A 15706-nucleotide genomic window follows, 5' to 3' on the forward strand; every position below is an offset into this window, starting at 1 on the left:
TCGCAGCTTATCCCCGAATGCCCCTGCTTCACAAGGTGGGGTGCTTCCCCGTCTATCTTCTGTCATCGCGAAGTGATTGAATTTAGGTAAAACAGGGAAGAGACATGTCGGATAAAATTGCCGGATATCTGCCGCGCGTGTCATTCCTTGAAGCGACGGAACCCGGTTCATTAACGCTGGCACGTCTGTATCTTGAAATGGCTACCGTCCTTGATCATTCCGAGCGTTTGGCGGCTCTTTCGCTGTTTGACAAAGCCGATCATTTGTTTGCCGCCCATTGGCAAACTGCCCCGGATGCGGCGCGCGCCGGGATGGCCCATAGTTTAAACAACCGGGCGGCACTTGAAATCAATGCACAGCAATGGGCTGATGCCGTTGATGCGGCCAAGCAGGCCGTTGAATTGCGCCGGGATCGATTGGGCAGCCAGACAACGGGGCAGAACGAAGCCGCCCGCCTTGATCTTGGCTATTCGCAAGGCGCGCTTGTTCTGGCCTTTCGCGGGGTCGGGCAATTTCAAATCGCGCGCGAAACCTGTGGCGAGGCGCTTGTTAACCTTGGCGTGTTTGCAGGTAAAAAAAATCAGCATGCCTTTATTTTGCTGGCAAAACTGATTTGTCTTTACACCGAACTTTGTCAGCAAACCGGTCAAAATCCCGATCCGGTCCTGTTGCTGCCACTTGCAAAGGCATTCTATGACAGCAACCAGACCTGATCGGAAAATATGCTTTAGCGGGTGCTTTTCACAGACCAGCTCAGTTTGACATCCTTGCCTGCCGGAACCTCTATCGTCCAGACAAGAAGATCGGGCTGCGGTTTGCTGTGTTTGTGGTCCTCGCCGGTGACAATCCAGTCACCCGGAACATTTTCGCGGATGGTCACTGTTTCGGTGCGCGCACTGCCATTTGAAATCGCCCATTCCATATTGGCCTTGATTTCATCGGGCATGTTCGGGCGTGATTTACGATCAAATGAGGTGACCTTGCGGGTGCCGGAAATCTCGCTGGCTTGACCAAGGCGGATGGTTGCTTTGCGCCCGACGGGCGTCAAAGACAGGTTATCTTCGCCAAGAAAACCGGTTACGCCGCTTTGCGATTGGCCAAATACGCGAATTGTGCCTGCTGGCCAGGGGCTTTTTTGATCAGTGCCGCCGTCATTTTCGACTTCGATCTCAAGATCAGGAAGGGCGAATTCGGAAATGTCGCTTTGACCGGCATAGTAAAGATTGGCACTGCCGTTAAAGGTGACCTTGCGGGTGACAGGCAAGACCTGTGGTGCAAACAATGGCAGCATTACAACATCGCCATTACGCATCGAAAGATCATCGAACGGGCCGTAAACATGGAGACCTTCCATGGTTTCACGATCCAGCCCGCCGCCACCCGGCGCGGTGTCCGCCATTGCCGACATCAGTATTTCACCGCGCGCGGCCTTTGCCATTGGGGCACGTGTGACACGGTTGGGATCACCGGCGATCAAACGCAACTGGGCATTGTTGATTGCGGCACCTGTTTGGTTGCTGACGCGCGCCATTGCCGACAGGTTCAGGACGTTTTTGTCGCTGTCATATCGCCCGGCATAGGCCGTTTGCCAAGCAACACCGCCAAGAAGATAGGCCAGTGAAACGTGGTCAAGTGCGCTATCGCTGCCGATTGTGGCCTCGATCGCCGGGCGGGTGGCAAAGTCATTGGGCAGGTCGGATATGATAATCTGTTCAATCGGAACCTGTTCGATGCCATCCAATGTGCGGACCAGCGCACCACCATCAATCGATAGCAAAGTGCCTTCGACAAGTTCGTCTTCTTTGCGCCGCACCGTGATGGTTTTGCCGATTTGATCTTGTAGCAAACGATACATGGTTGTCGGCCCGTTGGCCGTATTGCGCAATGTATGCCAGACAAGTTTGGCCTCGGTCTGGGCGCCCATCAGGAATGTGTCATCCATGATGGTTTGCGGCAGGTCTTCAATACGAAGCGTTTTCAAGCCTTTGGGGATTGATGCGTTTCGCTGTTCGGCAATCATGCCAAGGTTGCCCGGATAGATGGTCAGTTGCATCTTGCTGCGGTTTTCACCGGTCAGTGTGATGGTTTCTTCGATTTTTTCATCGTTTGACTGGGCCCGTGCCGGATCGATGAACGGGCCAACAAAAACAGCCGCGCCCAAAAGTGTGGCCACGGCAAAACGACTGCGCAATTCTGAAGACATCTCGGATCCCTTATACCACCTGTTGCGTATTGTTCTAAAACGACCTTTACGCGAAAAAGTGGCAGGATCAAGGACATATCAGGCGCATGGCCGGACCGGATTTTATAATATCCGGTCCATTTTCAGACATGCCCGTGTCGCGGGATTAATCGGCCAGCGACTGATGATAGGAATATCCTGCATCCGGCAGCAAATGCTGATAGGCCGTCTGGCGTGATGTATCGATGATGATCGGCGCACGCAGATTAACCGACATGCTGGTATCGCCGCCATCTTCGGGTTTGTGCAAGGTCACGATCAGCAAAACCGCGCCGTCATCCTTGCCAATGCTATGGATGGTAAAAGCCTGGGCAAGGTGTTCAGCCTTGATGCTGTTGCTTTCCATATTGTAAGGCGCGACGATAAAGGCGAGTTCGGGTTCGGTCAGGCTCTGCATCAGGATGAAGGAGCCATTGCTTTCGCCGGGAAAGTTGGCGAGTGCAAAAACATTATGATCGGGAAAGCCCTTAAGCCCTGCCGGAAAATAAATGGCTTTGTCCCACAAAAATTCCTTATCGCCGAACAAAGTGCGGATCGTAACGGAGGACGGCACGCCGTCCGTTCCGGGTGACTGCGGTATTGTGGAATCCGCCATACCTTCCTCCCTTGAAGTGGCACCTTGGACAAGTACAAGGCATTTTGGGCCGATTTCACCATAATTCAAGGGCTTGGCGTATATCAGCTTGATTATTCTGAAGCATTTTAGTCAGGATTGGAAGTGTACGGGGATGGGTTGGCTGAAACCTTTGACCCGAATGACATTCTGTTTGGTGAAACTGTGCAGCATTGCCGGTTGGTCCGAAGCGGCTTCAGTGCGCAGTTTTTGGGCAAAGCCGTCACTTATGATGATGTCAGTTCCAAGCGTTCTGGTCGCACGTTCCAGCCGTGCCGCCAGATTGACGCTGGCGCCGATGACGGCGGGGGTGACGGCCTCGCCTTCGCCGATATCACCGACAACGGCAGGCCCGAAATTCAGCCCTATTCCGATTTGCAGTGGCGTTGTGCTGTCGGCAAGGTCGCTGTTTTGCCAGTCACGGACATGCGCGACCATGGATTGTGCCGCTGACAGGGCATTTGACGCCGGACAGTCCAGATCGTCAAATGCCGCAAAGCTCGCCATGACGGCATCGCCAATATATTTTTCAACGATCCCGCCATAGGCGCCGATCTGTGTCGTCATGATGTGATGAAACTGGTTCAAAAGCCGCATGACATCCTGTGGATCGCGTTTTTCGGCATAGCTAGAAAACCCGATAATGTCGGCAAACAGGATAACGCATTCGCGCCGCGCACCGATTCGCAAAGGTTCATCGCGATCCGCCAATTGATCGGCAAGGGCGGCCGGGAAATATCGAGCAAGATTGCCATGGGCGCGTTCGGCGGCGGCGAATTGATTGATCAAGACACGCAACCTGGAAACCATCACGGCACAGGCCAGCGTAAAGACAACAACAATCACCACCTGTTCGGCCAGTGCCGAAATATCGATAAATTCCGGCGAATTATAGGTCGTGATGATTTCCTGTTGGGTCGGTGTCCAGTCATCGCCGAAATGTTGGGATATGATCACGCCCGGGCGTGTCATCAGCCAGACGATGCCGGTGCTCCAGGCGATGAAAAGCCAAAAGCCAAACCAAAGAATCAGTCGCGGGGAGAACGTCATAATGACGAGCGCCATCATGATCATCGAAAACACAACGCCGCGATCACGAATAACAAAGCTGTAAAGCCATGCGGGATGATCTGTAAGCGGGTGCAACGGGTCGGGGACGACCGAAACGTAAACAATCAGGACGGCATCAACGACGGCCAGCACATATAAAAGCCAGCGCCATTTTCCGCCGTACATGGCAACAAAAACCTGAACCAGCACACCGGGAATAAACCAGCCCAGAACTTCCAACAGGGAATAAAGTTCGCCGGTTGGGGAATCGGGCTTGGAGAATAGCAGCAAGATGAAGGCCAGCATGCAGATGCGCAAGAACGCGACAAGGAAAAGGCCGCGCTGTTCCTCGCGTGCGACGAGCCGCCCAAACAAAGAGTTGGGTCCGATATCAGCTTTTGATGGCATCGGCGAGAAGGTCTTTCAGGCCGTCCCTGTCACGAATGACCAATCGGCCATCGCGGCGCGTGATCAGGTCGCGCTTTTCAAGGTCGCGCAATTTCTTGTTCACGGCTTCGCGGGTCACGCCAAGCATCAGGCCGAGTTCCTGTTGGGATAATGGCAGGGCAATGCGAATGCCTTCGGGATCTGGCCCGCCATGGCGTTCTGCCAGCCACAAAAGGCGTTTGATCAGGCGCCCGGTCAGATCAAGGAAATTGGCATCTTCCAAAAGGTCACTGACCCAGCGCAGCCGACGACATAAAAGAGCGGTGATATGACGGCGCAGTGGTGCTTCGCGGTCAAATATTACAAAGAAATCGTCGCGTGAAATGAACAAAAGCCGTGTTGGGCCAACGGCACGTGCGGTTGCTGTTCGGGCCTCGCCATCCAAAAGGGCGATTTCGCCAAAGACGGCACCGGGTGCCAGAACGTTCAGGACAATTTCCTTGCCGCTGTCAGAAACGGTTGAAATACGGACCTTTCCGGCCTCAACCGCATACAGACCATCAGCAGGCGCACCTTTTTTAAACAGGAATTCGCCGTCATCCATCCGTTTCACACTTGCCTGATCCGACAGCTGTGACAGCAGTTCGGGATCAAGATCTTCGAATAAAAAGCTGCCCGCAAGAATGCGCGAAGCAATTTTGGCAAGTTGGGGTGTTGCAGTGCCGGGAACGCTATTCACTGAATTCACTTTTGAAAAGGGCGTCGTTTCGATCATCGAAAGATGCATTACGGCGTCAAAGTAGCATGAAATGCCGGTTAAATCGCAAGTGTTTTACAGAGATTTCCATAGTCCCGGCAGGGGGATGGCCGCCATAAGGAATGAATGTTCCATTTTTTGCCTTGGAAGATCAAAGCCACGATCCCGATATTGAAATTTACATATCGTTTGGCGGGGCATGACGGGTTGGAATGCTGTGGGAACAAGGGGTTTGCGGCGCTAAGTTATTCTGAACTATAATAATTATAGAAGGTTTGACAAAATCTCCTATATTTTTTAAATTCTCCCTATTCCGATATCGGATCGATGCATAAGAATCTATGAATTAATGTCGGTCCGTCGGGATTGTTTTATTCGGGAGGAAAAAAATGAAACGTGTTTCCAAAAGTGCATTGCTGGGTGCGGTGTCGCTTGCAGCAGCTTCTTTTATCGCACCAGCAATGGCTGCGGATATTACTTTGAATTTTGCCCATGTTGACCCCGCGGAATGGACCACCTCGAAAAAAGGTGCGGCCTCGCAGGTGTTCAAAAATATTGTCGAAGCGGAATCCGCGGGCCGGATTGAGGTTCAGTTGTTCCCCGCCGGTTCACTGGGCGGTGAAACCGATCTGCTTCAGAATACCCAGGATGGCACCCTTGCCATTTCTATGGTTTCGGGCCCGTTTTCCAAGGTTTGCCCGGAAGCCGCTGTTTTGGATATCCCCTATATGTTCCCGAGTGCCAATGTGGCCTGGAAAGTTCTTGATGGTGATTTCGGCGATCAGCTTGCCGCGCATTGCCTTGAAAAAACCGGGCTGCGCACCTTGGCGTATGGCGAAACCGGTTTCCGGAACTTCACCAACTCCAAACGCGTTGTTGCCGAACCCAAAGACATGGATGGCCTGAAAATCCGCGTTATGACGGTCCCGCTGTTTGTGGAAATGGTCAAGGCGCTGGGTGCGGAGCCGACTCCGATCCCATGGCCGGAAGTTCCGACCGCATTGACCACAGGTACGGTTGATGGTCAGGAAAACCCGATCAGCGTGATCTATGCCAACAAGTTCTATGAAATGCAGAAATATCTGACGCTTGACCGTCACGTATACGGCACTGATTTTATCTTGATGAATGAAGCAACCTATCAGGGGATGTCAGCCGGTGATCAGGCTCTTTTGCGCCGGGCTGCGGGCATTGCATCGAATGTCGGGCGTGCGATCCAGCAATTTAACTCGGCCGAGGGTGTCGCCAAACTTGCCGCCGAGGGCATGGAAGTCACCACGCCAACGGCTGATCAGTTGAAAGCTTTCCGCGATGCGGCTCAGCCTGCTGTGATCAAATGGCTTTCGGGTCAGATTGATGCGCAGTGGATTGAAAAACTGCAATCTGCTGTCGGTGAAGCCGAAGCTGAAGCTGCCATGTAATGGTATTGGCAGGCCAGGTGTCGCCGCCTCCTTTGACCCTGGCCTGTCCTTTTTCCCGCCATTGTGTCGGTGATCGTATCGTCACGGCACCGAAATTTCTGTGATTATTCAGAGGACCCTATGCAACGCGCAGAGAATGCTTTCAGGCGTCTTCTTGCCGGACTTTCGGGATTTAGCATCCTTGTTGTCTTTGGCGTTGTCTTTGCCGGCAGTGTCAGCCGCTATCTTTTTTCTGCCCCCCTGCAATGGAGCGAGGAAGTCGCGAAATACGCGATGATCTATGGCACCATGTTTGGGATGGCCTTTGCCTATCTTCAGGGTACTCAGATTACGTTCAGCATTTTCATTGATGCTTTTCCCGCCGCGATCCGCCGCAAGTTTGGCGTTGGTGTTGATCTGGCAACGTTTGTTCTTGGCGGGATCCTTGTTTATGCGGGGCTTATTTTTGCGGCCAAACGCGGGGGGATTGTGGCGTCGGGCATTGGTATCCCGATGTATTGGGCCCAAATTGCCATGACAATCGGCGGTGGATGCCTTTTGATCGCGGCGCTGTTTCGATTGATTGCGTTGCGACCAAAAAAATCCACCGGGGGTGAAGCATGATCACCGGTCTTGGTCTTTTTGTTCTGCTTGCCATTGGTGCGCCGGTTGCCTTTGCGATTGCACTGGCGATTGCGATTTATATCGGTGGGGCGACGTTTTCGATTGATTTGCTGCCCCAGCGTATTTTTGCCGGGCTTGATAGTTTTACCATTCTTGCCATCCCGTTATTTGTTCTTGCCGGCGAATTGATGAATGCCAGCGGCATTACATCGCGTGTGATTAATCTGGCCAATGCATTGGTCGGTCGTACCAAGGCTGGTTTGGCGCAGGTTAATATCTGGTCCTCGGTGATTTTTGCAGGCCTTTCGGGATCGGCGGTGGCCGATACATCCGCGATTGGGCGAGTGTTTATTCCGTCGATGGAAAAAGAAGGCTATCCGCGTGATTTTGCGGCGGCACTGACCGCGGCATCATCGGTTATCGGGCCGATCATTCCGCCCAGTATTCCGGTGATTATCTATGCCCTGATCACGACTAATGTTTCGGTACCAGCTTTGTTCCTGGCAGGGATTATTCCGGGGTTGTTGTTGGCGGTCGCACTTTCGGTTTATGTGCGCCTTTTTGCGGGCCATTATGCCACGCGGCGCCCGAAGATTAGTTTTGCTCAGAAACTGCGTGCGCTTTGGGATGGTGTGATCCCGCTTTTCATGCCGGTCTTTGTTATCGGATCCATTTTGGCCGGTATCGTGACCCCGACCGAGGCCGCAAGCTTTGCTGTATTTTATGCATTGGTCGTTGGATTGTTTGTTTTTCGCGAACTTAAACCGGCCGAATTGCCGGGCATATTCGCCAATGCCATGCGCGATTCGTCTAGCATCCTGATCATTATGGGGGCGGTTGCGGCGGCGAATTGGTTCATGACATTCGCCGGTATTCCACAGGCGGTCAGTTCATTTGTTCTGGGGTATGTCGATAGCCCGACCATGTTCCTGATCCTGATCAATCTGATGTTGCTGGCCGTCGGCCTGGTGCTGGAAGGCATTGCAGCGATGCTGGTTCTGGTGCCGATCCTGCATCCGATTGCCATCAGTCTTGGTATTGATCCAACCCATTTCGGCATCGTCGTGATCTTTAACCTGATGATCGGGCTGATTACGCCGCCGATGGGGCTTTGCCTGTTTGTGGCTGATGCCATCGCCAATGTTGGTATGGCCCGGATGATCAAATCGATCATGCCTTTATTCCTTGTGGAACTGATGGTGCTGATCCTGATTACCTTCGTGCCGCAGCTCGTTACCTTTATGCCCAACCTGTTCGGATTTTAGGATTTCGCCCCATGTTGAAACTTGGTCTTATTGGTAAAGGCATATCACGCAGCCAGTCGGCCAGACTCCATGTCTTGCTTGGCCGAATGTGCGGGTTTGATGTGACCTATGATTATCTCGACAGTGAAAAGATTGCTGATTTCGATTTGATCGATCAACTGACGGCTTGCGCGAATGCCGGTTATGCCGGGGTGAATGTTACCCACCCCTATAAGACCGAAGCGCGCAAAATGATTACCCCGCGAAAACGCCTGGCCAATGCCCTTGGTGCGGTGAATACGGTTGTTTTCCGTGACGATGGCTGGCGTGGGGATAATACCGATTATGTCGGTTTCATGCGGGGGTATCGCGGGAAATTTGGCGATCAGGCACCCGGGATGGTCCTTCAGATGGGGGCGGGCGGTGTTGGTCTTGCCGCGGCTTTTGGTCTGCATGGGCTTGGTGCGGACCGTATCCTGATCCATGACAAGGACGCAGACCGGGGCAAGACACTTGTCGCGACCCTTAAGGATGGCGGGGCGAATGCCGCCTTTGTTGGGGAAGCTGATTTGTCTGATGCTATTCGCACGGCTGATGGTTTGGTCAACTGTACGCCGGTCGGCATGAACCAGTATCCGGGAAGTCCGTTTGAGGCCCGGTTGCTGGGCGGTCAGAAATGGGTGTTTGATGCGGTTTATACCCCGGTTGAAACCGCATTTGTTCATTCCGCCCGTAAGGCAGGGATTTTGGTTATGACCGGCTTTGAACTGTTCTTCTTTCAGGGTATTGAAGCGTTTGAAGTTTTCAGTGGTACGCAGATCGACGGGGATGCGGCCCGGATCGAATATTTCAATGCCTATCCCGAGGCATTGACGGGGTAAGGGAAAAATTCATGAGCAGCAATACCGTTGCAGAGACAGTCTATAACGAAATTCGCGACGATATTTTGTATGGCGAATTGCAGCCGGGTGTGAAGCTTAAGCTTGATGCACTGCGTGATCGGTATAGTGCGGGTGTCAATACGCTGCGCGAGGTGCTGAACCGTCTTGTTGCATCGGGATTTGTTTTTGTTGAAGGCCAAAAAGGTTTTCGGGTGGTCGGGACTTCGGCCTCGAATTTCAAGGAACTGACCGCCATGCGGTTGTTGCTTGAAACCAACGGGTTGGCGAAATCGATTGAGATCGGTGATGTTGAATGGGAAGGCCGGGTTGCCGCCGCCCATCATAAACTTTCGGCGATTGAAAAACGCATGCTGAGCGAGGAAAGCCGCGAACTTACGGTCCGTTGGAGCCAGTATGACCGCGAATTTCATCAGGCATTGATTTCGGCCTGTGGCTCGGATTTGCATATGCGCATGCATCGCGAAATCTTTGATCAGTTCCGCCGCTATGTGGTGATCGAGCTTAAAACCCACGGCTTTCGTGCCGAGGAAATCATCTATGAACATCGCAGCATCTGCGATTTGGCACTGGCGCGTGACAAGGACGCAGCCCTTAAGAAACTGACCGATCATATCGAAACCTATCGGCGCCGTTCACAGGATTGATCCCACCGATCCCCCGGGTGCCTGCCCGGAAGTCCTTCCGAACGCGTGCGCCATTGCGCCACACGACCATCCCGGAGGGATAAAATGCTGACTTCCATCGCCACCGTATCGCTGTCTGGCGATCTTCAGGAAAAGCTCGACGCGATTGCTGCTGCGGGTTTTGACGGGGTCGAAATTTTTGAAAACGATCTGCTGACCTTTGACGGATCACCCGAAGATGTCGGCAAGACCATTCGTGATCTTGGCCTGAAGCTGGTGACGTTTCAGCCGTTTCGCGATTTCGAAGGCATGCCCGAACCCCAGCGCAGCCGTGCCTTTGATCGGGCCGAGCGTAAATTCGATCTGATGGAAGAACTTGGCACCGATCTTTTGATGGTGTGTTCGAACGTATCCCCGCATTCGCTGGGCGGGCTTGATCGGGCGGCAAAGGATTTGGCCGAACTTGGCGATCGTGCGGCCAAGCGCGGATTGCGGATCGCGTTCGAGGCCCTTTCATGGGGCAAACATATCAGCGACTATCGCGATAGCTGGGAAGTCGTGCGGCGCGCCAATCATCCTAATGTCGGTCTGGTACTTGATACGTTTCACATTATGGCGCGCAAGGTGCCGCTTGATGCCATTGCTTCCATCCCCGGTGACAGGATCTTTTTGGTGCAGGTTGCTGATGCGCCAATCCTTGAAATGGACCCGTTATCATGGAGCCGCCATTTCCGGTGTTTTCCGGGGCAGGGTGATTTTCCACTTGATGAATTTATGCGCAATCTGGCGGTCACCGGGTATGACGGGCCGCTTTCGCTTGAAATTTTCAATGATCAATTTCGATCCAGCTCGACCAAGAATGTTGCCAAAGATGGCTTGCGGTCACTGATTTATCTGGGCGATGGCGTGGATGGGATCAAAGTGGGGGCAAAAGCAGCCGCGTTGCCGCCCAAGGCCCATGCCCGCAATGTCGAATTTGTTGAGTTTGCAGTCGAAGAAGAAAATGCCGAAAAGCTTGCAACCTTGTTTGCCGGGTTGGGTTTTGAAAAGCGCGGCAGCCATAAATCCAAGGCCGTAACATGGTGGAAGCAGGGCGATATCAACCTTGTGATCAATTGCGACAAGGATGGCTTTGCGCATTCCTATAACATCGTGCATGGCCCGTCGGTATGTGCCGTCGGACTTAAAGTTGATGATGCCGGGGCAGCATTGCGACGGGCGCAATCTTTGTTGGCATCGTCCTTTACCCAGCCGGTTGGTGCTGGCGAGATTGCAATGCCTGCCATTCGCGGTGTCGGGGGCAGTCTGGTTTATTTTCTTGATGATCAAAGCGAGCTTGCACGCATTTGGGATGTCGAATTCGAACCCGAAGCCACGACTGGAAAACCATCGGCCGGTGCCAGCCTGAAAGCGGTCGATCACGTTTCCTATTCAATGCAATACGAAGAAATGTTGACCTGGTTGCTGTATTTTACCTCGATCTTTGATCTGGGGAAAATGCCGACCGTAGATGTGCCTGATCCCGGTGGTCTGGTGCAAAGTCAGGTGGTGCAGGGTAATGATGGCGGGGTGCGGCTGATCCTGAATGGATCGCAAAGCCCCCATACCCAGCATTCCCAGTTCCTGAATGAATTTTTTGGCAGTGGCGTTCAGCATATCGCATTTTCTAGCGATGATATTTTTGCCAGTGTCGATTATTGCCGGAAAAATGGTGTTGAAGTTTTGCCAATTTCAGAAAATTACTATGATGATATCGATGCCCGGTTTGGCCTTGATCCTGATCTTCTTGATCGGTTGAAGGCTGCCAATATTTTGTATGATCGCGATGATGACGGTGAATATTATCAGGTCTATACAAAGACCTTTGCCAATCGGTTCTTCTTTGAACTGGTAGAACGGCGTGATTATCGCGGGTTTGGTGCGGCCAATGCGCCGATCCGGCTGGCATCGCAAACTCGTATGAACCGGCACAGCCAGACGTCGAAATAAACAGAAAATTCAGGGGAAGTCATCACCATGAGTGTTGCGGAAATTCTTATTATTAACGGTCCGAACCTGAATCTTTTGGGGCAGCGGCAACCTGAAATTTACGGTTACGACACATTGGCAAGTATCGAGGATAAATGTGTATCCTTGGCCCAAACGCTTGGTGTTTCTGTGCGGTTTGAACAGTCAAACCATGAAGGCGCCATCGTTGATTTTATCCATGATGCGCGGATCAAATCGGCTGCGATCATCATCAATGCCGGGGCTTATACTCATACATCGGCGGCAATTCATGACGCGCTAAAAACGTTTGATGGCTATATCATTGAATTGCATATTTCGAACCCGCATGCCCGCGACGAATTCCGCCATCACAGCTGGATCAGCCCGGTTGCCAATGCGGTGATGGCTGGTGCGGGGGCCTATGGTTATGAACTGGCAACCCGTTTGGCCGTGGAAAAAATCGCAGCCGCCAGCTAAGGCGTTGGATCAGGTTTGATGCAAGGTGACAAAGGCAGCATCAAATGCTGCCTTTTCCGTTTGGATTAGATATCCGAGGCGGTGTTCAGACGGGACTGCGTGATCGCAGGGCGGCGGCCAATGTGCCGTCATCAAGATAATCCAGTTCGCCCCCGACAGGCACACCATGAGCCAGACGGGTAACCTTGACCCCGGTTTCAATCAGCCGTTCGGTAATGTAATGCGCCGTGGTTTGGCCATCGACCGTTGCATTGGTCGCCAGGATGATTTCGGTGACATTTTCACCGCGCGCGCGTTCGATCAGTTGATCAATATGCAAATCATCTGGCCCAATACCATCAAGGGGCGATAACGTGCCACCCAGAACGTGATACTGCCCCTTGAATACGCGGGCACGTTCAAGCGCCCAGAGGTCCTGAACTTCTTCGACCACGCAAATTGCCTCGCGCGTTCGGCCGCGATCAGTACAGATATGACAGGGATCGATGACATCGATATTGCCGCAAATGCCGCAATTGGTCATGGCATTCGCGGTTTCTTCCAACGCATGCGCCAGCGGGATCATCAGGGTTTCGGGTTTTTTCAGCATCTGCAAAACGGCGCGCCGTGCCGACCGCGGGCCAAGCCCCGGAAGGCGTGACAGAAGCTTGATCAGATTTTCGATTTCCCGTCCGTTCATGGTCGTCCCGTCTTGCGGTGGATCTGGCGATTGGATTGACTGATAGTTTGTATCAAAAACAAAGGGCGGCGCAATGCCACCCTTTGCCAAATGCGGTATTGCCGCAATTTCGGATCAACAGGGTCGATCAGAACGGCAGTTTGAAACCTTCTGGCAGGTTCATGCCGCCGGTGACGTCTTTCATTTTATCCTGAACCGCGGCTTCGACCTTGACCTTGGCATCGTTATAGGCGGCAACGATCAGGTCTTCGAGGACTTCGGTTTCTTGGGGATCGACAATGCTTTGGTCGATCTTCAGACCGCGCATTTCGCCCTTGCCGTTTAGCATGACCTTGACCATGCCAGCACCCGACTGACCTTCGATTTCAAGTGCAAGCAGACCGTCCTGCATTTCTTGCATTTTGGACTGCATTTGCTGGGCCTGTTTCAGCATCCCTGCAAGGTTCTTCATAGCTCGTCGTCTCCTTCGAGATAAAACGCATCATCGTAAACGGAACCGCTGTCGTCTCCTTCACCGTCGGTCTCTTCTTGACCCGGTGGCAGATGTACGGCAACGATTTTTGCTTTGGGCAGTCCTTCAAGGATCGCCTTGACCAGCGGATCAAGCGATGCATCCGCCTTGCGCTGTTCAAGTTCCTCAAGTTCCTGTTCTTTAAGGGTCGGCGCGCCCTCTTCACGTTCTGAAACACTGACCAGCCAGCGATGGCCGGTTAGATTGTTCAGTGTCTTGATCAATTGGCTCGATAAATCCGCACGTGCGCCGCGTGCCGGACGAAATTCAATGCGACCCGGTTCGTATTTTACCAGATGCATATAGTTTTTAAGCTGGATCGAAAGCGCGGTGGTTTCGCGTTCTTTTGATAGCAATTCTGCGACTTCGGCAAAGGTTTCGGGCAGCTTGGCATAAACCTGTTGGGCAACTTCCGGCTCGCCCAGTGGATCGGGGCGGGCATGTGCCACTGCGGCCCCACCGCCACCACCATTAACCAATTGCATACGCGGGCCGGGGCCACTGCCGCCACCATTGCCACCAGAACCGCCGCCTTGCGGGGCGTTGCCCGCCTTGTTCAAATCGTTGCGCAGTTTTTTGATCAAATCGCCAGGGGCTGGCATTTCGGCGGCATATGCCAGCCGGATCAGGATCATTTCAGCGGCCTGAATGGGGGATGGTGCAATGCGTGTTTCTTCAAGCCCCTTAAGCAACATCTGCCAAGAACGGGTTAATTGCGGCATGGCAAGCTTGGCGGCAATTTCCTTGCCGCGATCCCGTTCAATTTGCGAAACGCCGGGGGCATTGGCCGCATCGGGTGACAGTTTCACGCGTGTCAGCCAATGGGTCAGGTCAAGCATGTCTTGCAACATGACTGCCGGGTCACCGCCAAGCGCATATTGCGCACCCAAAAGTTCCAGCGCTTCGTTGATTTCGCCCTTCATGGTCTGATCGAACAGGTCGAAAATGCGTGACCGGTCCGACAGGCCCAGCATATCGCGGACTTGTTGGGTTGTGACCTTGCCCGCACCATGCGAAATTGCCTGATCCAAAAGGCTCATGCCGTCACGCACCGATCCATCGGCAGCGCGCGCGATCAGGGCAAGGGCGTCGTCATCGATATCGGCTTTTTCAAGATCGGCGATGCGTTTGTAATGCGCGGTCAGTTCATCGGTCTGAACCCGGCGCAAATCAAACCGCTGACACCGGGACAGAACGGTAATCGGGATTTTGCGGATTTCGGTGGTCGCAAAGATGAATTTCACATGCTCTGGCGGTTCTTCCAGCGTCTTTAGCAGCGCATTGAACGCATTTTTCGACAGCATGTGCACTTCATCGATGATGTATATCTTGTAACGCGCTGATGTCGGGCGATATCGAACGCCTTCGATCAGTTCGCGAATGTCATCAACACCGGTGCGCGACGCCGCATCCATTTCCAGAACATCAACATGGCGATCTTCGGCAATGGCACGGCAATGCTCGCATACGCCGCAGGGATTGATTGTGGCGTTGCCCGTGCCGTCCGGACCAATACAGTTCAGCGCGCGCGCAATGATACGGGCCGTGGTGGTTTTACCAATCCCGCGCACCCCGGTCAGAATAAAGGCATGCGCCAAACGTCCGCTTTCAAGCGCATTTGACAGCGTCTTGACCATCGTCCCATGGCCGATCAGTTCGTCAAAGGTCTTGGGGCGGTATTTACGGGCAAGAACCTGATATTCGCTTTTGGGCGCTTCTTCGACGATGGCCGGGCTTGCGGCCTTGGGCGTTGCAGCGGTCGGTTCCTGTTCCACCTTTACCTCAACCTCTGGCGTTTCTGGTGCGGGCGTTTCGGTGCTGTCGATCTGGTCCGTCATTCATCCGGTCCGGCATGTTTCAAGTTGGTTTGGTTTTAGCAGTTTCAGCGGCCGATGGGAAAGGCCAAGTGGGAAATTTCCCACACAAAACCCCATGGCAAACGTGACGCTGCACAGCATGGCGGAAATCGGAGGGGGATACTTGGGGGAAATAAAAGGGTGAGAGACTGAACCGCGACCCGGAAAAACTCGTTACGGCTGCTACCTTCCGGTCCTGACCGGGTTGGCGAGCGGTCCGTCCACGGCCAGCCTCTCGCCCTCTATATCGCGCAAGGGACTATAAAACGCAAGACCCGGCTGCGATTTTTTGACAAATCGCGTGATCGTGGCTTTGACGGTCGGTTTGACAGCGGTAAGGTCGGGACCCGTT

General features: G+C 53.3%; 15 protein-coding genes and 1 other RNA gene. 8 read left to right on the plus strand and 8 right to left on the minus strand.

The window, feature by feature from the left end; all coding sequences use genetic code 11:
- Positions 1-104: 104 nt before the first annotated feature.
- A complete protein-coding gene (locus tag TALK_RS02635; RefSeq protein ID WP_085615515.1) occupies positions 105-713 on the plus strand; it encodes a tetratricopeptide repeat protein in 609 nt (202 codons plus the stop codon).
- Positions 714-727: 14 nt separating this feature from the next.
- Here TALK_RS02635 and TALK_RS02640 read toward each other — a convergent pair whose 3' ends face one another.
- The 4 genes from TALK_RS02640 to TALK_RS02655 form a co-directional block, all read right to left on the minus strand.
- Positions 728-2203, minus strand: coding sequence for a DUF4139 domain-containing protein (locus tag TALK_RS02640; protein ID WP_085615517.1), 1476 nt, complete (start codon positions 2201-2203; stop codon positions 728-730).
- Positions 2204-2348: 145 nt separating this feature from the next.
- Entirely contained in the window at positions 2349-2837 is a 489-nt protein-coding gene (gene fliW / locus TALK_RS02645) for a flagellar assembly protein FliW (RefSeq protein WP_085615519.1), read from the minus strand.
- A gap of 111 nt (positions 2838-2948) precedes the next feature.
- A complete protein-coding gene (locus tag TALK_RS02650; RefSeq protein ID WP_085615521.1) occupies positions 2949-4313 on the minus strand; it encodes an adenylate/guanylate cyclase domain-containing protein in 1365 nt (454 codons plus the stop codon).
- Positions 4297-5031 (minus strand): Crp/Fnr family transcriptional regulator, encoded by a 735-nt coding sequence (locus TALK_RS02655; protein ID WP_085615756.1) that lies wholly within the window; start codon positions 5029-5031, stop codon positions 4297-4299. The genes TALK_RS02650 and TALK_RS02655 overlap by 17 nt, the downstream gene beginning before the upstream one ends.
- A gap of 407 nt (positions 5032-5438) precedes the next feature.
- Here TALK_RS02655 and TALK_RS02660 point away from each other — a divergent pair, with 407 nt between their 5' ends.
- The 7 genes from TALK_RS02660 to TALK_RS02690 all read left to right on the plus strand — a co-directional run bounded on the left by TALK_RS02660 (position 5439) and on the right by TALK_RS02690 (position 12308).
- Positions 5439-6470, plus strand: a complete 1032-nt coding sequence (locus TALK_RS02660) for a DctP family TRAP transporter solute-binding subunit (protein ID WP_085615523.1) — start codon at positions 5439-5441, stop codon at positions 6468-6470.
- Between the two features lie 120 nt (positions 6471-6590).
- Positions 6591-7073 carry a TRAP transporter small permease gene (locus TALK_RS02665; RefSeq protein ID WP_085615525.1) on the plus strand — a complete coding sequence of 161 codons (483 nt, stop codon included), beginning with the start codon at positions 6591-6593 and terminating at the stop codon, positions 7071-7073.
- Positions 7070-8338 carry a TRAP transporter large permease gene (locus tag TALK_RS02670; protein WP_085615527.1) on the plus strand — a complete coding sequence of 423 codons (1269 nt, stop codon included), beginning with the start codon at positions 7070-7072 and terminating at the stop codon, positions 8336-8338. Before TALK_RS02665 ends, TALK_RS02670 begins: the two co-directional genes overlap by 4 nt.
- 11 nt (positions 8339-8349) lie before the next feature.
- The gene (locus tag TALK_RS02675) at positions 8350-9198 is read left to right on the plus strand and encodes a shikimate dehydrogenase family protein (protein WP_085615529.1); all 849 of its coding nucleotides are present in this window, start codon (positions 8350-8352) and stop codon (positions 9196-9198) included.
- Between the two features lie 11 nt (positions 9199-9209).
- Complete coding sequence (locus TALK_RS02680) at positions 9210-9863, plus strand: GntR family transcriptional regulator (protein ID WP_085615531.1); 654 nt, start codon at positions 9210-9212, stop codon at positions 9861-9863.
- Positions 9864-9947: 84 nt separating this feature from the next.
- Positions 9948-11831 (plus strand): bifunctional sugar phosphate isomerase/epimerase/4-hydroxyphenylpyruvate dioxygenase family protein, encoded by a 1884-nt coding sequence (locus tag TALK_RS02685; RefSeq protein ID WP_085615533.1) that lies wholly within the window; start codon positions 9948-9950, stop codon positions 11829-11831.
- Positions 11832-11858: 27 nt separating this feature from the next.
- Positions 11859-12308, plus strand: a complete 450-nt coding sequence (locus TALK_RS02690; RefSeq protein ID WP_085615535.1) for a type II 3-dehydroquinate dehydratase — start codon at positions 11859-11861, stop codon at positions 12306-12308.
- An 85-nt stretch (positions 12309-12393) separates the two neighbouring features.
- Here the strand turns inward: TALK_RS02690 and recR are convergent, their stop codons facing one another.
- The 4 genes from recR to ffs form a co-directional block, all read right to left on the minus strand.
- Positions 12394-12987, minus strand: coding sequence for a recombination mediator RecR (gene recR, locus TALK_RS02695; protein WP_085615757.1), 594 nt, complete (start codon positions 12985-12987; stop codon positions 12394-12396).
- A gap of 127 nt (positions 12988-13114) precedes the next feature.
- Entirely contained in the window at positions 13115-13438 is a 324-nt protein-coding gene (locus TALK_RS02700) for a YbaB/EbfC family nucleoid-associated protein (RefSeq protein WP_085615537.1), read from the minus strand.
- Complete coding sequence (locus TALK_RS02705) at positions 13435-15336, minus strand: DNA polymerase III subunit gamma/tau (RefSeq protein ID WP_085615539.1); 1902 nt, start codon at positions 15334-15336, stop codon at positions 13435-13437. The genes TALK_RS02700 and TALK_RS02705 overlap by 4 nt, the downstream gene beginning before the upstream one ends.
- A 159-nt stretch (positions 15337-15495) precedes the next feature.
- Positions 15496-15590, minus strand: an RNA gene (gene ffs / locus TALK_RS02710) — signal recognition particle sRNA small type.
- Positions 15591-15706 lie beyond the last annotated feature (116 nt).

This window comes from Thalassospira alkalitolerans (genome assembly GCF_002115745.1).
In the GTDB taxonomy this organism is placed as follows: Bacteria; Pseudomonadota; Alphaproteobacteria; order Rhodospirillales; family Thalassospiraceae; genus Thalassospira; species Thalassospira alkalitolerans.